At 62.8% G+C, this 18,013-nt stretch carries 21 protein-coding genes; 18 read left to right on the top strand and 3 right to left on the bottom strand.

What is annotated here, in order from left to right; genetic code table 11:
• Positions 1 to 87: 87 nt before the first annotated feature.
• From ACE191_RS14620 to ACE191_RS14605, 4 genes are all read left to right on the top strand, one after another.
• A complete protein-coding gene (locus tag ACE191_RS14620) occupies positions 88 to 651 on the top strand; it encodes a carboxypeptidase-like regulatory domain-containing protein (protein ID WP_400192978.1) in 564 nt (187 codons plus the stop codon).
• A 335-nt stretch (positions 652 to 986) separates the two neighbouring features.
• Positions 987 to 1,484, top strand: a complete 498-nt coding sequence (locus ACE191_RS14615) for a hypothetical protein (RefSeq protein WP_400192977.1) — start codon at positions 987 to 989, stop codon at positions 1,482 to 1,484.
• Positions 1,477 to 2,166, top strand: a complete 690-nt coding sequence (locus tag ACE191_RS14610; RefSeq protein WP_400192976.1) for an alpha/beta fold hydrolase — start codon at positions 1,477 to 1,479, stop codon at positions 2,164 to 2,166. The genes ACE191_RS14615 and ACE191_RS14610 overlap by 8 nt, the downstream gene beginning before the upstream one ends.
• 102 nt (positions 2,167 to 2,268) lie before the next feature.
• Positions 2,269 to 3,060 (top strand): cyclase family protein, encoded by a 792-nt coding sequence (locus ACE191_RS14605; protein WP_400192975.1) that lies wholly within the window; start codon positions 2,269 to 2,271, stop codon positions 3,058 to 3,060.
• Positions 3,061 to 3,140: 80 nt separating this feature from the next.
• On the opposite strand, the gene rpmA is transcribed toward ACE191_RS14605, so the two are convergent.
• On the bottom strand, positions 3,141 to 3,419 hold the full coding sequence (gene rpmA, locus ACE191_RS14600; RefSeq protein WP_400192974.1) for a 50S ribosomal protein L27: 279 nt from the start codon (positions 3,417 to 3,419) through the stop codon (positions 3,141 to 3,143).
• A 101-nt stretch (positions 3,420 to 3,520) separates the two neighbouring features.
• A complete protein-coding gene (gene rplU / locus ACE191_RS14595; protein ID WP_400192973.1) occupies positions 3,521 to 3,829 on the bottom strand; it encodes a 50S ribosomal protein L21 in 309 nt (102 codons plus the stop codon).
• A gap of 467 nt (positions 3,830 to 4,296) precedes the next feature.
• On the opposite strand from rplU, the gene ACE191_RS14590 reads away from it, so the two are divergent.
• From ACE191_RS14590 to ACE191_RS14530, 13 genes are all read left to right on the top strand, one after another.
• Positions 4,297 to 5,256 carry a ribonucleoside-diphosphate reductase small subunit gene (locus ACE191_RS14590; RefSeq protein WP_400192972.1) on the top strand — a complete coding sequence of 320 codons (960 nt, stop codon included), beginning with the start codon at positions 4,297 to 4,299 and terminating at the stop codon, positions 5,254 to 5,256.
• 15 nt (positions 5,257 to 5,271) lie between these two features.
• Positions 5,272 to 5,568 (top strand): hypothetical protein, encoded by a 297-nt coding sequence (locus tag ACE191_RS14585; protein WP_400192971.1) that lies wholly within the window; start codon positions 5,272 to 5,274, stop codon positions 5,566 to 5,568.
• 121 nt (positions 5,569 to 5,689) lie between these two features.
• Positions 5,690 to 6,616 (top strand): DUF6624 domain-containing protein, encoded by a 927-nt coding sequence (locus tag ACE191_RS14580; protein WP_400192970.1) that lies wholly within the window; start codon positions 5,690 to 5,692, stop codon positions 6,614 to 6,616.
• Between the two features lie 182 nt (positions 6,617 to 6,798).
• Positions 6,799 to 7,176, top strand: coding sequence for an endonuclease domain-containing protein (locus ACE191_RS14575; protein WP_400192969.1), 378 nt, complete (start codon positions 6,799 to 6,801; stop codon positions 7,174 to 7,176).
• A gap of 434 nt (positions 7,177 to 7,610) precedes the next feature.
• The gene (locus ACE191_RS14570) at positions 7,611 to 9,989 is read left to right on the top strand and encodes a ribonucleoside-diphosphate reductase subunit alpha (RefSeq protein ID WP_400192968.1); all 2,379 of its coding nucleotides are present in this window, start codon (positions 7,611 to 7,613) and stop codon (positions 9,987 to 9,989) included.
• A 58-nt stretch (positions 9,990 to 10,047) separates the two neighbouring features.
• The gene (locus ACE191_RS14565; protein ID WP_400192967.1) at positions 10,048 to 10,299 is read left to right on the top strand and encodes a hypothetical protein; all 252 of its coding nucleotides are present in this window, start codon (positions 10,048 to 10,050) and stop codon (positions 10,297 to 10,299) included.
• Positions 10,300 to 10,517: 218 nt separating this feature from the next.
• Positions 10,518 to 10,844: a hypothetical protein gene (locus ACE191_RS14560; protein WP_400192966.1), complete on the top strand. Its 327-nt coding sequence runs from the start codon at positions 10,518 to 10,520 to the stop codon at positions 10,842 to 10,844.
• Positions 10,845 to 10,871: 27 nt separating this feature from the next.
• Positions 10,872 to 11,324: an SUKH-3 domain-containing protein gene (locus ACE191_RS14555; protein WP_400192965.1), complete on the top strand. Its 453-nt coding sequence runs from the start codon at positions 10,872 to 10,874 to the stop codon at positions 11,322 to 11,324.
• A gap of 240 nt (positions 11,325 to 11,564) precedes the next feature.
• A complete protein-coding gene (locus tag ACE191_RS14550) occupies positions 11,565 to 11,999 on the top strand; it encodes a hypothetical protein (RefSeq protein WP_400192964.1) in 435 nt (144 codons plus the stop codon).
• 225 nt (positions 12,000 to 12,224) lie between these two features.
• The gene (locus ACE191_RS14545) at positions 12,225 to 12,542 is read left to right on the top strand and encodes a hypothetical protein (protein WP_400192963.1); all 318 of its coding nucleotides are present in this window, start codon (positions 12,225 to 12,227) and stop codon (positions 12,540 to 12,542) included.
• 328 nt (positions 12,543 to 12,870) lie between these two features.
• On the top strand, positions 12,871 to 13,575 hold the full coding sequence (locus tag ACE191_RS14540; protein WP_400192962.1) for a hypothetical protein: 705 nt from the start codon (positions 12,871 to 12,873) through the stop codon (positions 13,573 to 13,575).
• 383 nt (positions 13,576 to 13,958) lie between these two features.
• Positions 13,959 to 16,439 (top strand): TonB-dependent receptor domain-containing protein, encoded by a 2,481-nt coding sequence (locus tag ACE191_RS14535; protein WP_400192961.1) that lies wholly within the window; start codon positions 13,959 to 13,961, stop codon positions 16,437 to 16,439.
• Positions 16,440 to 16,601: 162 nt separating this feature from the next.
• Entirely contained in the window at positions 16,602 to 16,772 is a 171-nt protein-coding gene (locus ACE191_RS14530; protein ID WP_400192960.1) for a hypothetical protein, read from the top strand.
• An 88-nt stretch (positions 16,773 to 16,860) separates the two neighbouring features.
• Here the strand turns inward: ACE191_RS14530 and ACE191_RS14525 are convergent, their stop codons facing one another.
• Positions 16,861 to 17,289 carry a hypothetical protein gene (locus ACE191_RS14525; RefSeq protein WP_400192959.1) on the bottom strand — a complete coding sequence of 143 codons (429 nt, stop codon included), beginning with the start codon at positions 17,287 to 17,289 and terminating at the stop codon, positions 16,861 to 16,863.
• A 254-nt stretch (positions 17,290 to 17,543) separates the two neighbouring features.
• Between ACE191_RS14525 and ACE191_RS14520 the strand changes: the two genes are divergently transcribed.
• Positions 17,544 to 17,948 (top strand): hypothetical protein, encoded by a 405-nt coding sequence (locus ACE191_RS14520; protein WP_400192958.1) that lies wholly within the window; start codon positions 17,544 to 17,546, stop codon positions 17,946 to 17,948.
• Positions 17,949 to 18,013 lie beyond the last annotated feature (65 nt).

The following is an 18,013-nucleotide window of genomic DNA, read 5'->3' as shown; positions in this document are numbered from 1 at the left end:
AAGGATGAGGCTAAACCCACCGCTTCCTACAGCGGGTCCGTCCGTCTCTACAAGCGCAATACTACGCTTGCCTCTGAGCACGGTCACGTGCAAGTGCAGGTAGACGGCCGATCTGTTACGGCCGAAACCGACGCGGCCGGCAACTTTACCTTGACAGGGTTACCCATCGGTTCACCTACCCTGCAATTTAACCGCCCCGGGTACGGCCGCTTCGTGCAGACGGTTGAGGTGACGAAGGATAACACGCCGGCGCCCCCGGTGCGACTGGGCGAGCTGCCCACCACAGTTTTCAGCACGTTCGACATTACCCCTTACGGCGCTTCTATCGTAGTGCACGGCACCATCAGTCCGCGCCTGACCCAACCTCAAGCACACCGCCTGTTTGTGGGCTCGGACTTCCGCACCCTGAGCAACACCAACTACCTGCTGAGCGTGGGCTTTACTGCCCCAGCCGGGGCTGATCGGTTCCAGGACACGATCAGCAGTACCGTCCTGCGCGGAGCCGGTTTGCAGAGTTTTGCGTTGGTCTACATTACGGCCTACGCCGATAATCCTATGGCTGACACCTACATTGATGCCACCTCAGGCCGGCGCATTTACCCGGCTACGGCCCCACCGTCTCTGGGTAGCACCTTCGTAAACCTGCCCTAGGCTCTCTGCATCAGGCATATCCTTAGCTTTTATTAAACCCCGCAACACTCCCAAAGCCGTACAGGCTGGTCTGTTGCGGGGTTTGGTCGTGTATAGCAGCATCACCCCGTGAAATATAGTGGCGCTACGCCTGCTGGTCATGCGGGATATTTCGACCGTACCCACTCCTACTCGTACTCTACTCAACGCTACTGCGGTGGGTATCAGGCTCGCGGCTTCGAGGGGCAAACGGACGGCCGCCGAGGCGCGTAGAGCCGGGGCAGGGGGGCGGGTTGCGGCTTCGGTCCCGTTGCGTAACTTGTCGTCAGCCCCCTTCCCACGCGTAGTTTTCCTGCATGCAGCGCCTCATTGATGCCGTCGAATACGGCGCCGATTTTTTTGTCGAGGAAATCCTCATCCGGGCCATCGTGTTCGACAACTCCGATGACGTGACCGTGTGGGCCACCACCGTGTTCGACCAGCAGCTGTACTTCTTTCACCTGGGTTTGCCCTTCGCCAGCCTCGACGTGCTGCTGCGCCAGGCCGCTACCCGCGCCAGCGCCCTGCAGGAGGAGGTAGCCGATGCCCTGGCCAACGGCCCCCGCCCCTGCCTGCTGGAATACACCTCCGAAGAGGCGCCGCCCATTGACCTGCCCGGCGTGGCCCTGAAGCTATCCTTCACCTACCCCGTGGAAGACGAGGACGCCGAAGGTCTGGAAGACCTGGAGAACCTAGCCGGCGCCCTGGGCGAGGAGGAAGAAGAGGAGCGCGAGGGGGAAGACGAAGAGGAAGAAGCCGCCGCCTCCGACAACGTGTTTTACCTCGAAGGCATCTTCCGCCGCCTCGATGCCTGACGCCACCGCTGAACCCCGGTTTTACCTGATTCCCGGCCTGGGCGCCGACGAGCGGATCTTCAGCCGCCTCACGCTGCGCGGCCGGGTGCGGGTGCTGCCCTGGCTGCCGCCCCTCGACCCCGACGAGCCCCTGCCCGCCTACGCCGCCCGCATGGCCGAGCAGGTGCCCCTGGACGAGCGGTGCTGGCTGGTGGGCGTGTCGTTTGGCGGCACGGTGGCCCTGGAAATTGCCCGGCTAAGGCCCCTGGCCCTGGTGGCTCTGGTGTCGAGCATTCCCGAAGCCGGGGCGCTGCCGCCGCTGCTGCGCTTCGTGCGGGCTACCGGCGCGCAGCACTGGGTGCCGCCGCAGGTGCTCAAGTGGTTTCCGCGGGTGGGCCAGTGGTACTTCGGCGTAAACGACGGCGAGGAGTACGCCCTGTTCAAGCAGATTCTGCGGGAGCAGGAGCCGCGCTACACCCGCTGGGCCATTCGCAGCCTGTTTCGCTGGGACAGCCGCGGCGTGGGCCCCTGCGTGCAGATTCTGGGTACCCGCGACCGAATATTTCCGCCCGGCCCCAGCAAGGTGGAATACCTCATCGAAGGCGGCACCCACTTCATGGTGTACAGCCACGCCGCCGAAGTCAGCCGCATCCTCAACCAGCTCGCCGCCGACTTCGCCACCGAACCGCCCGTGGTGCCGTAACTGGTTGTTGGCTAAGGCCTATGTTTAATGCGTCGTTGAACGCGGCGTCTTCTGCGCAATCTTCCGCGTTTTCTGCGGGCACCCCGCACTATTCATCCGCTCATGCTCACTGCCACGCTCACCTACCACGGCCGTACCTACCGCTTCAACCCGGCTGCTCCGCTGGACATTGCCCTGCCGCTCGCGCCGGGGGCCGATCAGGTGAACTGCTTCTGGGCCGAGCCGGTAGCCATTGATGTCATTCGGGTGGGCGACTTCGTGGGCTCGGTGGCCGCGGGCGGCAGCACCAACTACCAGCGAGTGCACCTCACGCCCCACGGCAACGGCACCCACACCGAGTGCTACGGCCACATCAGCCCCGACCCCGCGGCCACGCTGCCGCGCTGTCTCACCCGCTTCCTGTTCGTGGCCCAACTGATTTCGGTGGCCCCCACCCTACGCGCCGACGGCGACTACGTGGTGGAGCTGGCCGACGTGCAGCCCCTGCTCGAAGCCGCCACGGCCCCGCCCGAAGCCCTGGTGCTGCGCACCCTGCCCAACGACGAGGCCAAGCGCCACCGGCAGTACTCGGGCAGCAACCCGCCCTACATCAGTGCGGAGCTGGCCGAGTACCTCGTGGCCCAGGGCATCGAGCACCTGCTGCTGGACTTGCCCAGCGTGGACAGAGAGCTGGACAACGGTGCGCTGGCGGCGCACCACGCCTTCTGGCAGTACCCCGCCCCGCTGCGCCCCCAGGCCACCATCACCGAGCTCATCTTCGTGCCCGACTCCGTGGCCGACGGCCTGTACCTGCTCAACCTGCAGGTAACCATGCTGGAGCTCGACGCCAGCCCCAGCCGCCCCGTGCTCTATACCCTGGAATCCGCCGAGGCTGATAACTGGGCCGGCCACTGAAGGTTGGTGCTGGGCTGCCAGAATGCAAAAAAGCCCGCCGGGAAGGCGGGCTTTTTGGTTGCTTAAAGTGCAGGGGCCTACTAGGCAGCCGCTTCTACTTCTTCCGTTGCCGGAACAACCGTTACGAACGAGCGGTCTTTGCGGCCCTTGCGGAACTGCACGGTGCCGTCGATCATCGCGAACAGGGTGTGGTCTTTGCCGATACCCACGTTCTGGCCGGGGTGGTGCTTGGTGCCCCGCTGACGCACGATGATGTTGCCGGAAATAACCGACTGACCACCGTAAATTTTCACGCCCAAGCGCTTGGAATGCGACTCGCGGCCGTTGTTGGAAGAGCCTACGCCTTTCTTGTGTGCCATGGTATTTGGAAGAGTTGTCGGGTTGCTAGTTGTCGGTTGTCAGCTTGCTGTATCAGCGCCTCCAGGGCCCTGCCAACTGACAACTCAATACGGACAACTACTTAGCCGATGCTGTTGATCATTACTTTGGTGTAGTCCTGGCGGTGCGTGTTGAGCTTCTTGTAGCCCTTACGACGCTTCTTCTTGAAGACAATCGTCTTGTCGCCCCGAACGTGCGCCAGGATGGTGCCCGTTACTTTGACGTCCGACAGAAACGGGGCGCCCACGCTCAGGGTGCCGTTGTTGTCGGTCAGCAGTACATTGCCCAGCTCTACTTCGTCGCCGACGTTGCCGGCCAGCTTGTGGGCGTACACAAATTTATTGGCTTCGACTTTCGTCTGCTTGCCGGCTATGTCTACGATTGCGTACATCAGTTCTCCGCGGGTTTTCTGAAAATGGAAGGCAAAAGTACAAGACCTATTCCACATACGCAAGCCTAACGCGCTAATCATCACTTACTCGGCCCGAAAAATCGCTGAATGCCTACAGGCAGGAACGCGTACGCCGTGCACACGCATAGTATTTTTGTGGACAACTTTCATTTTCCACACACGAAATGTGGACAACTTTTCGTAAACGTTGGCTTTTCCGCCGAATGATTGGCTTTTCAGGGGAAATTTTCGGTTTAGCGGGCTGGGGCGGCATAGCAAAAACTTAACGCATAAAAAAGCCGGACGGGGCGGCATTGGTAGCGGCGGCCGGGCTATCTTTGGTCTTCGGCCGGCCCCACTTGGTAGCTGCGTCGAGCCCAACATTTGCTGCTGAACCGGGGTTGGCAGCCCGCACCCAACCGGCCGACCGCCGGCTTTTTCGTCTTTTTTCCTTTCGTTGCCCGCTTATGGAACCGCTTCTTGTAGAGAATCCCAACCGCTTCGTGCTGTTCCCCATCCAGAACAACGACGTGTGGCAGATGTACAAAAAGGCCGAGGCCTCGTTCTGGACGGCCGAGGAAATCGACCTGAGCCAAGACCAGAAAGACTGGGACGGCCTCAACGACAACGAGCGGCACTTCATCTCGCACGTGCTGGCCTTCTTCGCGGCCTCCGACGGCATCGTGAACGAGAACTTGGCCGTGAACTTCATGCAGGAAGTGCAGATGCCCGAGGCGCGCTGCTTCTACGGTTTCCAGATCATGATGGAAAACATCCACTCGGAAACCTACTCCCTGCTGATCGACACCTACATCAAAAACCCCCAGGAGAAGGACCGGCTCTTCAATGCGCTGGAAACCGTGCCCTGCGTGAAGAAAAAGGGCGAGTGGGCCCTGAAGTGGATCAACTCCGAAAACTTCGCCGAGCGCATCATTGCCTTCGCGGCGGTGGAAGGCATCTTCTTCTCGGGCTCGTTCTGCTCCATCTTCTGGCTGAAAAAGCGCGGCCTGATGCCGGGCCTGACCTTCAGCAACGAGCTGATCTCGCGCGACGAGGGCCTGCACTGCGACTTTGCCTGCCTGCTCTACAGCTACCTGCAAAACAAGCTGAGCGAGGAGCGCGTGCACGAAATCATCCGCGACGCGGTGCAGATCGAGCAGGAGTTCGTGACCGACGCGCTGCCGGTAAACCTCATTGGCATGAACGCCAAGGCCATGAGCCAGTACATCGAGTTTGTGGCCGACCGCCTGCTGGTGAGCCTGGGCTACCGCAAGATCTACAACGCCGCCAACCCCTTCGACTTCATGGAAATGATTTCGCTGCAGGGCAAAACCAACTTCTTCGAGAAGCGCGTGGCCGAGTACCAGAAGGCCGGCGTAATGAGCGAGCGGACCGAAAACGCCTTCTCGCTCGACGAGGACTTTTAATCGGCACCGGCTAGCATGACCGCCTTTCCGGCTGTTCTAACCGACCGTGTCAATGCTGCTCTGGCACAGCATCTGGGCCTTTGGCTGAGCGAAGAAAAGTGTGCTGCCATCCAGGGCAGTTATGGCTTCGAGACGAGCCTGCTGGTCAAGCAGGTCTACGAAACGGCGGTGAGTGTAACGGTGGATTGGTCTACACAAACTATGATCGAGGCAGTAGCCAATGTTCGTCACACATTGCAGCACGCTTATCCTTGGCTGGAAGAGAGTAGTATCCAACGCTTAACATCCTGCTTTGCTTACGCCTGGAAGTGAGGCCCACAAAAAGCCCGCGGCTTCGGCCGTGGGCTTTTTCTTTGCGCCCACCGCGGGCGCGACAACCCTACCGGGGTACCAGCACTTGGGGCGCCGCCAAACCGCTATACTTTCAGCTACCATGCGCAAACCGCTACTGCTCGCCGCAGCCCTGCTGCTTACCGCCTCGCTGGCCCACGGCCAAATCTCCTTTGCCACCCTGAACGGCCAGGCTGCAGGGGCTTACCAGGCCAAGCGCTACGCCGAATCGGGCAAGCTCTACGACCGGGCCTTCAAAGCGAAACAGGCCCGGCCCACCGCCGGCGACTACTACAACGCCGCCTGCAGTTGGGCCCTGGCCGGCAACCCACGTCAGGCTTTCCGCTACCTCGACCAGGCCACCGAAGCGGGCTGGGAAAACCTGGCGCACCTGCAGCAGGACCCGGACCTGGCTTCCCTGCACGCTGACAAGCGCTGGGCCCCGATGCTGACCAAGCTACAAGCCGCGGCGACCCGGCGCGAGGCCAACTACAACCGCCCCCTGAAGCAGCAACTGGATTCCATCTACGCCTTGGATCAGGGCGGCCGGCAGCGCTACGGAATCATCCTCAACAAATACGGGCAGAAATCCCCGCAGATGGATTCCCTTATTCAGGCCATGGACGTTATCGACGCCCGCAACCTGCGGCGCATCACGGCCCTGCTCGACGCGCACGGCTGGCCGAGCAAAGCCGCGGTGGGCAACACGGGCACGCAGACGGTGTTCCTGGTACTGCAACACTCGGACCTGCCGACCCTGCAAAAATACTTTCCCCTGGCCCAGCAGGCTGCCGAGCAGGGCAACTTGGCCAAGTCGGAGCTGGCGCTGATGCAGGACCGGCTGCTGATGTGGCAGGGCAAGGGGCAGCTGTACGGTAGCCAGGTGGTGCGGAACCCCAATACCGGCAAGCTGGAGTTTGCGCCCATCGAGGACGAGACCCGCGTAGACGAGCGCCGCGCTACTGTGGGCCTGGGTCCCCTGGCCGATTATGCCAAACGGTTCGGCTTCGAGTACACGCCCAAGAAGTAACGAGGGCTTCCACCCTCGGCAGCCCGCGGCTCCGGCTGCGGGCTTTTTCGTGGAATACAACGCAAAGCTCCCCTCCTTTTTGAAGGAGGGGACGCGGTGGCATTAGCCGCCGCTGGGGTGGTTGCGTCGTTGCTGACTGCCGCGCCGCTTGCAACATCAGGCCGGTTTAATAGCTTGGTTATATGCCGAACTCGTTCCGCCACAACCGCCAGGAAGTCAAGGCCCGACGCAAGGAGCTACGCGCCAACCTGACTCCGGCGGAAGCAGCCCTGTGGAGAGCCTTGCAGAATGGGCAGCTGGCGGGCCGAAAATTTCGCCGACAGCACAGCGTAGGGGCTTACGTGCTTGACTTCTACTGTCCGGGCGAACGGCTGGCGGTGGAGCTTGACGGGCAAGCTCATGTCGATGTGGTGGGGGCCGCGCACGACGTGGTACGTACTTCCTACCTGGAAAGCGTGGGGATTCGGGTAGTGCGGTTCGAGAACAAGCTCGTGTTTGAGCAGCTGGAATGGGTGTTGGCAGCTATTCAACGGGCGTTTCGCGGCAACGAGGCAGCCTGATTGGCCTGCCCAGGATCGGGCAACGTCAGCAACGACGGAACCACCCCAGCCACCGCAAAAGCGGCGGCGTCCCCTCCTTCAAAAAGGAGGGGAGCTTTGCGGCCGGGCACCGACTCTACGGCTTGCTGCGTGTGCTTTACGTCCACTCCTCCGGCTATGCAATCTGGCCCAAACCGGCAACCCGATTTTGCAGCCCGCAGGAACCATTTCGGTTCCGAAACAAACCCGGCAAAATCGGCCCGGGCGGGGGTGCCAGCGCATTGTGGAAAACTTTCTGCCCGCCGATTGATTCACCTGCAACCCGCGGCGGAGTATCTTCCGGACATCATCGGCGCGGGCCTGGGAGCGGAAGAAGCCTGCTGGGCTGCTGGCCGGCTTCTGTGCCCGCGCTGCCGCAACTTCTTCTACCCCACACCTTTTCGCCTCTACTGCCTATGTTGGTAATCAAACGCGACGGCCGGCGCGAGTCCGTCAAGTTCGACAAAGTCACGGCCCGCATCGAGAAGCTCTGCTACGGCCTGAACATGCTGTTCGTCTCGCCCATTGAGGTGGCCAAAAAGGTCATCGACGGCATCTACGACGGCGTCACTACCATCGAGCTGGACAACCTGGCGGCCGAAACCGCTGCCTCGCTCACCACCAAGCACCCCGACTACGCCATCCTGGCGGCGCGCATCGCGGTGAGCAACCTGCACAAGGTCACGAGCAAGTCGTTCTCGTCGACCATGAAGCGGCTCTACACCTACGAGGACCCCAAGACCGGGGAAAACGCCTCGCTCATTGCCCGCGACGTGTGGGAAATCGTGCACAAGCACGCCGCCCAGCTCGACTCGGCCATCATCTACGACCGCGACTACAACTACGACTACTTCGGCTTCAAGACGCTGGAGCGAAGCTACCTGCTGCGCCTCGACGGCAAGGTGGTGGAACGCCCCCAGCACATGCTGATGCGCGTGGCCGTGGGCATTCACAAGGAAGACATCGAGCAGGCCATCGAGACCTACAACCTGATGTCGGAGCGCTGGTTCACGCACGCCACGCCCACGCTGTTCAACGCCGGCACGCCCAAGCCGCAGCTGTCCTCGTGCTTCCTGCTCACGATGAAGGACGACTCGATCGAGGGCATTTACGACACCCTGAAGAACTGCGCGCTCATCTCGCAGAGCGCCGGCGGCATCGGGCTGGCCGTGCACAACGTGCGCGCCACTGGTAGCTACATCAAGGGCACCAACGGCACTTCCAACGGCTTGGTGCCCATGCTGAAGGTGTTCAACGACACGGCCCGCTACGTGGACCAGGGCGGCGGCAAGCGCAAGGGCGCCTTCGCCATCTACATCGAACCCTGGCACGCCGACATCTTCGAGTGGCTCGACCTGAAGAAAAACCACGGCAAGGAGGAGATGCGCGCCCGCGACCTGTTCTTCGCCCTGTGGGTGAACGACCTGTTCATGAAGCGCGTGGAAGCCAACGGCGACTGGACGCTGATGTGCCCCAACGAGTGCCCGGGCCTCGACGAGTGCTGGGGCGACGACTTCGAGAAGCTCTACCAGAAGTACGAGCGCGAGGGCCGCGGCCGCCGCACCATCAAGGCGCAGGATTTGTGGTTTGCCATCCTGGAAAGCCAGACCGAGACCGGCACCCCCTACATGCTGTTCAAGGACGCGGCCAACCGCAAATCCAACCAGCAGAACCTGGGCACCATCAAGAGCTCGAACCTGTGCACCGAAATCATTGAGTACACCGACGCCAACGAGGTAGCGGTGTGCAACCTGGCTTCGCTGGCTTTGCCGCGCTTTATCCGCGAAGAGAACGGCAAGATCTTCTTCGACCACCAGAAGTTGTTTGAGGTGACCTACCACGCCACCAAGAACCTCAACAAGGTCATCGACATCAACTACTACCCCGTGGTGGAGGCCGAACGCTCGAACCTGCGCCACCGCCCCATCGGGCTGGGCGTGCAGGGGCTGGCCGATACCTTCATTGCCCTGCGCATGCCCTTCGAGAGCGACGAGGCGGCCGGGCTGAACAAGGACATCTTCGAGACCATCTACTTCGCCGCCGTTACGGCCTCGAAGGACCTGGCCAAGAAGCACGGCCCCTACGAAACCTACGCCGGCTCGCCCATCAGCCAGGGCAAGTTCCAGTTCGACCTCTGGGGCGTCACGCCCGAGTCGGGCCGCTGGGACTGGGACGCGCTGCGGGCCGAGGTGCTGGAGCACGGCGTGCGCAACTCGCTGCTGGTAGCCCCCATGCCCACCGCCTCCACGGCGCAAATTCTGGGCAACAACGAGTCGTTTGAGCCCTACACCTCCAACATCTACGTGCGCCGCGTGCTCTCGGGGGAGTTTATGGTGGTGAACAAGCACCTGCTCAAGGACCTGGTGAAGCTGGGCCTCTGGAACGAGCAGATGAAGAACGACATCATTGCCGCCAACGGCTCGGTGCAGAACATTCCGGCCATTCCCCAGCACATCAAGGACCTCTACAAGACCGTCTGGGAAATCTCGCAGCGCCGCATCATCGACATGTCGGCCGACCGGGGCGCCTACATCTGCCAGAGCCAGAGCCTGAACCTGCACGTGCAGAACGTGAACTTCGGCAAGCTCACCAGCATGCACTTCCACAGCTGGAAGAGCGGCCTGAAAACCGGTATGTACTACCTGCGCACCAAAGCCGCCGCCGACGCCATCAAGTTCACGGTGCAGAAGCAAGCCGCCGAGACCCTGGAGCCGCTCAACGTATCGGCCCAGAACGCCGCCGATATGGCCTGCTCCCTGGATAATCCGGAGGCCTGCGAGGCTTGCGGGTCATAGGATGTTCGAGGACCATGAGGTTGATTTCGGTAAAGTCAACCGGTTCTATTGCCGCGGTATGAGCATTGAAGAGGAGGAAATGGAGGAATTGCTGAAATTTCCTCCTCCTCATGTGCAGTACTACCGCAAGGAGGGTGGAGCTTACGAAGTTGTTGGCTACACCAAACAACGGAAGTTTCTTTCGGTTACTTTTACGTTAGAGGATGCCCGCCTCGTCATAGAAGACGTAAATTTGCCGAGCTATGAAACCATCCAAGACGTCATCCTCCGCCAACTCGCAGCCGGTGGCTCCCCTTTCCATGACCGGTAAGACGGTAGCAGAGTACGAAGGCTCCCGCATTAGCGGGCCGCTTTCCCAGCAGCAGTTCCTGGCCTTCTTGCGTGATAGAGGCCAAACCGCCCGCTAAACTGACTTTGATAAATTGAAGGCCCCAACCAAGCGGTTGGGGCTTTTTGTTTAGGCTTCATCGGAGGCTTTCATCTCTACGTCCTCCCTACCGCTACAGGCAGCGCTTAAACTTTCCCTGTATGGACAAAAACCTAGAGGCTACCCTCGATTATATCGTAGCAAATCTGGTAGCGGGTAACTACCAACGCTTGCTTGTCGAAAGCCAGGTAAGACGAATGGAGCCAGAAGACATACAGGCGGCTATTGCTGAACATGGTCAGCTTACTCTCCCGCCGGCCAAAGGCAAGAAAGAGGTGTACGTTACCGAGGTTCGAGGTAGCAACGAGGTGCATATCGATTATTTCCTCTGGGTAGATGGCAGTCTGAGTGATTTAATGGTACGAATAGTCGCGTATCAGCCTTTGTCCGAAGGCAAGTTTAGCTTGTGGGACATTTACGCCCCCTGATGCCTCCGCGGCCCCCTTCAAAAACCTATGTTTACCTTCTCCGACGCTACCGCAGCCGTACTAGCCGCGGCGGGTTGGCACCCCGGCCGCTCCATCATTACGCTGTACTACCGGCTTAGCCTGTGGCTGGCGGGCTACCCGTGGCTTCTGGCCGTCGAGCAGTTCTTGCGGGAATACGGCGGCCTGCGCCTCACCTTCCCCAGCAAGAGCGCCCGCACCGATACCCTGCACTTAAACCCCAACCAAGCCGCCGCCGGGCGTGATGCCTGCTGGATTCGGGAGAACTACGCCCGACGCCTCGGCAACCACCTGCTGTGCCCTATCGGCGAGGCCTACACCGACCACCTGATCCTGTTCATGGACGACGCCGGCAAAGTGTACGGCGGCTACGACGAGTTTCTGTGCTTTATTGCCGACAGCGGCGCGGCCGCCCTTGAAGCTATTTGCCAGGGGCAGCCGATGCCAGAGATTCCCGAGTAAGGCAGTCCATTTCCATGCTTTCCTCCTACTGTTGGGCAGTGTCAGTGTCTGTAGGCAGACCGATGACCGCACCGTTCGGTCAGTAACTCATAGCCAGACTACCTGAAAGCCTGCGAAACGGGGGCCGGCGCGTGCCAGCCACGGCGGCGGCTTTTTGCATTTTGATCCAATGAAACAATATGCCTTGCTAGTCGCATACGGTACCTTCGAAGCCACCCTTTCGCTCTGATTAATTAGGATATGCGCTTTCGATTTATGCCGCTGGAAAAGCGGGATGGGGCCTGGCAAGTGAATTTCTTACCCCTGGCCATTTGCGTGTCCCTCCTTAATCTACTATTCATGGCCTTGGTGTACTGGTGGCCTGAAAGCTCTTCAGTAAAATTACGGCGGGTGCCGGCACGCGCGATGAAACACCCGGTAGTTGTAATCAGCCAGAGCGCTGCGCTGCGGGAAGCGGCAGATGATGCAGCCAAACAGCTTAAAACTTTGCACAAGGGCGACACCGTGGACCTTTACGTGGCGCAGCCGGATGGGTGGTACTTCATTACCTCGCCCAACCCTCAGCCTGCAACCTACGCTCTGCCTGGGTATAATGGCGGGGTAGCGGGCTATTTACGACACCAAGACCTACAAGTACCTGACTCCACTCTACTTAATATCAACCGACAACAATAGCATTGTGTATTCTTGTTAAAAGCCCATTCTTCCAGCGTATTTGGCATAGTTTAACAAATCAACTGGCTGAAAGGAGCTGCAGTCACAGCCTTGGCAGGCTTAGATATGTATACCCCACCTAGTGCGAGTTACACTCGCGCCAAGCCCGTGCCGCATTGCGGTAACTTGCCAGCCCATTGCCCCTACCCCATGCCCCGCCCCGCCTTCCTCCTTTCGCTTCTGCTTTTGCTGACCGCCCCCAGCGCCTTTGCCCAAACCGGCAAGCCCGCCCCGAAGAAGCCCAGCGCCGCCCAGCTGCGGCAGCGGCTGCAGGGCACCTGGCTGGAAAGCCCGCAGAGCGGCCCCGTGTACCAGGTGCGCGGCAAGGCCCTGTATTACCCCGAGTTTCCCACGGTGCCGGTGCGCTACACCCTCACCCCCAGCACCCTTACCATCCACAACGAGGGCGTGGCCTTCGTGTGCCACCTCCACCAGCTCTCGACCGACAGCCTGGTGTACGTCAACCAGTTCGGCCACCGCACGCGGCTCTACAAGCAGCGGTAGCGGCGGGGGCCGAGGGAGTAGTATTCACTTCGGCGCCTACCACCCGGGCCAGCCCCGGTAACTTCTCCAGGGCCCGGAAACAATAGTTTTCGAGCTCTGGAGAAGTTCCAGCTCGTTCCTCACATCGTAGTCAGGCGCTGGAACTTCTCCAGGGTCTTCCTACAATGGTTTCCGCCTTCTGGAACTTCTCCAGCTTGCTACTAGCATGGTTTCCGAACGCTGGGAAAGTTCCAGAGGACGGAAACCATATTTTTTTGTCCGCTGGAGAACCAGCCGACGGGACAATTATCTATATTCCAGCAGTAATACCATTTACCATTCCGTATCCATGTCAACTCCCTTAACTCCCGAGCCCGGCGCCAAGCCCACGGCTCCGGCCCCGGTGGTGCGCCGCGCCGCCCAACTCCCCCACAACCTGCCCGCCCTGCTGGCCGTGGCCGACAGCGTGGCCCGGCAGTGGCCGACCTCGGCGCTGCCCGAGTTGCTCTGGCTCAGCAAGGCCGAGTTTGCCGCCCAGGTAGCCGCCCTGGCCGGGGGCCACGCCGCCGCCGATGCGGCCGGCGACGCCCGCTCGCCCCAGGTCAAGCGCCTGGAGGCCCTCGACAAGCAGCTCAACAAGTCGCTACGCTACGTGAAGGGCTACCTGGCCGAAGCCTACGACGCGCCCGAGGCCTACTACGGCGAGTTCGGCATCGAGAAGCGTGGCAAAGTTTACGAGCTGCCCCGCGCCCGGCCCGAGCGCGTGCTGGCCCTGGGCAAGCTGGTGGCCGCCCTGCCCAGGCACGGCTTCGGCACCAAGAAGTTCGGCACCGCCCACTGGCAGCCCCTGGCCACCGAGTACGCCGCGCTGGTGCAGCAAACCACCGCCACCAGCGGCGACCGAAGCGGCAAGGTGAGCACCAAGGACCAGGGCGAGGCGCAGGTACGCAAAGCCCTGCGCGCCCTCATTCACCACGTAAAAGCCCACTACCCCGACACCTGGAAAGCCGAGCTGCGCGTGCTGGGCTTCCAGAAGGAATCGTACGGCAGCTGAGGCCCGACGACCCAGGTCGGGCAACCAACACCCGACGTTGTTTCAAGCCGACCGCGCTTCCCACACCCGCTTCCCGCCCTTCCCCGCACCGACCACCGTTCGCGAAAAGCCCGGCCCCTGGCCCGGGCTTTTTTTGTGCGCGGCCCGGCCGGCGCTGTGGGGGTGCGCGCCGGCAGAGCTGATGCCCAGCCGGTGAAGCGGAGGCGGTAGAGACGCCTAGTGGGCTCTGGCTATCAGCTTGCCTATTGGGGTGGCAACGCCTCAACGGGCGATAAATACGCTTCAACCGGCGGTAGGCACGCTTTGCCCCGGGCAGGCGCAGCCCGGCGGGCCGCCGCCGAATCTATGCAGGCAAAACCAGCGCGCCCTCTTCTTTTCCTGCTATGCGACACGTACTTCCCTTCGCCTGCCTGCTGCCGTTGCTGCTGGCGCCCGCCCCGACCGCGTGGGCCCAGTCTTCGCCCGCCGTGGCCCCCGCGGCCCGCGGCACCCTGCGGCTGCAGGGCCGGGTGCTGGACGCCCACACAAGCCAGCCCGTGCCCTTTGCCACCGTGGCGCTGCTGCCCGCCGGGGGCGGCCCCGCCCTCGACGGCGCGCTCTGCAACGAGCAGGGCCAGTTCAGCCTGGCCCGGCTGGCCGCCGGGCGCTACGAGCTGCACGTGAGCTTCCTGGGCTACGGCCGGCAGGTGCGCCCGGTAGCGCTGACGGCCGGCCAGCCGGAGCTGGATTTGGGCGTCATCAGCCTCCAACCCGAAGTGCGGCAGCTGAGCGAGGTAACCGTAACGGGCGAGCGGCCCGTGGTGGAAGCCCAGCCCGACCGCCTGGTGTACAACGCCGCCCAGGACGCGACCAACCGCGGCGGCACCGCCGCCGACGTGCTGCGCAAGGCCCCCATGGTGAGCGTGGACCCCGATGGCAACCTGCAGCTGCGCGGCGCCGCCAACGTGCAGGTGCTCATCAACGGCAAGCCCACGGCCGTGGCCGGGGGCGTGGGCGACTTGCTGCGCCAGCTGCCCGCCGACCAGATCAAGGCGGTGGAAGTCATTACCGCGCCCTCGGCCCGCTACGAGGGCGAAGGCTCGGCGGGCATCGTCAACATCGTGCTGACCAAGGCCACCCTGCGCGGCCTCAGCGGCACGGTGGGGGCGGCGGCCGGCACGCGCATCGGCAACCTGAACGTGGGCCTGAACCTGCGCCGCGAGCGGCTGACGCTGACCACGGCCCTGAACGGGCAGGGCTTCTGGATTCCGGGCCGGCAGCACGTAGACCGCACCGACCAGCTGCCCAACGGCGGCTGGGGCCGGCTCACCCAGCGCAACACCGGGCGCAGCGACGGCGGCCTGGGCAGCGGCCGCCTCAGCCTCGACTATGACCCCGCGCCCCACCACGCCCTGAACCTGACCTGGCAGGGCAGCACCTTCCAGAACCGCCTGCTCACCGATGCCGATACCCGCTACCAGGCCAGCAACCCCGACCTGGAGCAAGCGTTTCTGCGCAGCTTCGTGGACCGGGGGCGCCGCCTGAGCTACGACCTGACCGGCTCCTACGTGCGCACCTACCCCAACAGCCGCCGCGAATGGACCGTGCTGGCCCAGCACGCCCGCACCCAGACCCGCCGCCGCTACGACGTGGAGCAGTTTGCCGCCGAGCCCGGCGCGGGGCGGCCGTATTACGAGGAAGAAGGCGGCAACCTGGCCCGTAACGTCGAAAACACGCTGCAAACCGACTACGTGCAGCCGCTCGGCGAGCAGCAGACCGTGGAGCTGGGGGCCAAGCTGATTTTGCGCGAGGTGCACAGCGACTACCAGGCGGGCGTATTCGAGCAGGCCAGCGGCCGCTTCGTGCCCCAGGCGGCCCTCACCGGCGCGTTCGACTACGCGCAGCGCGTACTCGCCGGCTACGCCACCTGGGCCACGCCGCTGGGCAAGCGCTACAACCTGCGCCTGGGCGGCCGCCTGGAGCACACCGACGTGGCCGGCCGCTTCCAGGACCGCCCCGACCGCGTGCGGGATGCCTACTTCAACGCCCTGCCCAACGTGGCCCTGACGCGCAACCTAAAAAAGCCCGGCGCGGCCGTGCGCCTGAGCTACTCGCGCCGCCTCCAGCGCCCCGGCCTGTTTTACCTCAACCCCTTCGTCAACCGCCTCGACCCGCGCAACGTGCAAACCGGCACGCCGGCCCTGGCCGCCGAGGTAACCGACCAGGCCGAGCTGGGCTGGACTACGTTCGTGGGCGCTTCCACCATCAACCTGAGCCTGTACACCCGCCAGACCAACAACGCCATTGAGGGTGTGCGCGTCACCGACGCGCAGGGCGTGACCACGCTCACCTACCAGAACGCGGCCCGCAACCGCGCCGTGGGCCTGACTGCCTTCGGCGCGGTGAAGCCCCTGCCGAAGTGGGACCTGAGCGGCAACGTGAACGTGTACTACGCCCGCCTGCACAGCCGCTCCCTGGGCATTGCCAACGACGGGGTGGCGTATACGGCTTCGCTGAACTCGGGCTACAAATTCGACCGGGGCCTGAGCCTGCAGTTCTTCGGCCAGCTCAACTCGCCGCGGGTGCTGCTGCAGGGCCGCCTCTCGGCCTTTCCCTTCTACGCCCTGGGTTTGCGCAAGGAAGTGCTCAAAGGCAAAGCCGACCTCACGCTGAACGCCGATAACTTCCTGCGCCGCCGCTACCGCTTCGTCAACGACTTCGAAACGGCGCAGTCGGTGCAAACCAACCACTTGTTCATCTACAACCGCGGCGCGCGCCTGGCGTTCAGCTACCGCTTCGGCCAGCTCGACCACAAGCAGCCCCGCCGCCCCCGCCGCAGCCTGCGCAACGACGACGAAAAGCCGGCCGAGACGACGGGGCAGTAGCCGCGAAGCAGATGCCGTGGGGCGGGGCCGGGGCAGCGCCAAGCTGGGCAGCAACGCCCCGCCCTTAAAACCCTGGAACTGAGCGGCACCCTGCCGGTCGGCCAGGACCAGGCTTTCGTTGCTCCTAGTCTCCCCGACGCCAAAATCCTGAGCGTAACGGCCATGGTACCCGTGAATGCCGACCAGATTCCGCCGGGCTTCACCCTGAACCCGGGCGTGCTCTACGGGGTGTACATCTACAACGGCAGCGTGGTGCTGCAAACCGGCAACACCGGCAATTCCTCCGGCGTCTACGGCCGTCCGGCCCGCATCCTGATCATCTACAAGGAATAACCACCTGCGCAGCGCGAACGGAACCAGAGGTCGGCGCAGCCAACGCTTACGCTCTCATGCACCCCAGCCGAGGACTGCGCTAGACGGCCTAAGGCTGCGCGGGCTGCTCCAGCAGCCAGGCCACGGCCGCGTCGTTGGTTTCAAACGAGCAGTACACCAAGGGCAGGTTCTGGATGTGGGTGGTCACGTAGGCCGTGGCCAGGCGCACCATCACGTCGGGCGACACCAGCACTGCGCCGTAGCGGTAGCCAGCCACCCGCACGGCCTGCGGCAGCCACTCGGCGGCTATCCACTGCTGCTCGGCCCGCGAAAACGGCGGCATGTGGCGCTGGTCGATGAGGATGCGGCTCCACTGCTGCTGCTGCAGGGCCTGCGCCATGTGCGCGAACAATGCCTGGCTGTGACTGAGTAGCCGTTCCCCGCGGCTCCAGACCACGCGCAGGTACCCGGCGGGCTCGATCAGCAGCTGCCCCGCGGCATTTTCGAAGTAGACCGGGGGCCGTGGGGCATGTTTCATCGGCCGCAAATATAGCCCTCCGGTGGCCCCTAACCGCTTTTCCCATCCGATTCTATCCGGCCCGGGCTGCCCCCGGCAACGCCGCAATTGCATCCTGCTTGCCCGGCTTCACGCCGCTTATAATCAGGAAATTATATATATGACTTGGTGCAGCCAACGGCCTGAAAATGCCGAATTTCAGATACCGCTTTGGTAGCTGCCCCGCGGCAACGCTGGCAGTTAAGTGCTTTCCGTCCCGTTTACCTCTTTTTGCTATGAAAACGCCCACTGCCCTACTCCCTCGCCTCTGGCTGGCTTCGGCCTGCCTCGGCCTGGGACTCACCCTACCGGCGCAGGCCCAAAGTCCCCTTCGCCCCCAGCCGGTCACCGTCGACCAGGTAGCCGAGTCTACCTACCTGGTGCGCGTGAGCAACCCCCGGCAGCAGCGCGGGGAAGTGCGCGTCGTGCGCATGCGCGACAATGCGACCCTGTTCAGCCGCCAGACCACCAGCCACACCTTCGGCAACCGCCTGAACATGCGCGAGCTGCCCGACGGGCAGTATGCCTTCGTGGTGAAGGTGGGCAAGGACACCCATAACTACCTGCTCGACATTCACACCACGGTGCAGCGCACCACGCGCCTGGGCTCGGTTTCGATGGCCACGCTTACGCCTCAATAAACTAGGGGGCCGGAGGCCTGCTGGCTTCACCCGCCGCTTCTGCTGGCGCCGCTGCCCGGGGCAGC

This window comes from Hymenobacter sp. B81, assembly GCF_044628455.1.
Lineage (GTDB): Bacteria > Bacteroidota > Bacteroidia > Cytophagales > Hymenobacteraceae > Solirubrum.
The sequence above is the reverse complement of the archived record's forward strand: the minus strand, read 5'-3'. Positions and strand labels throughout refer to the sequence as shown.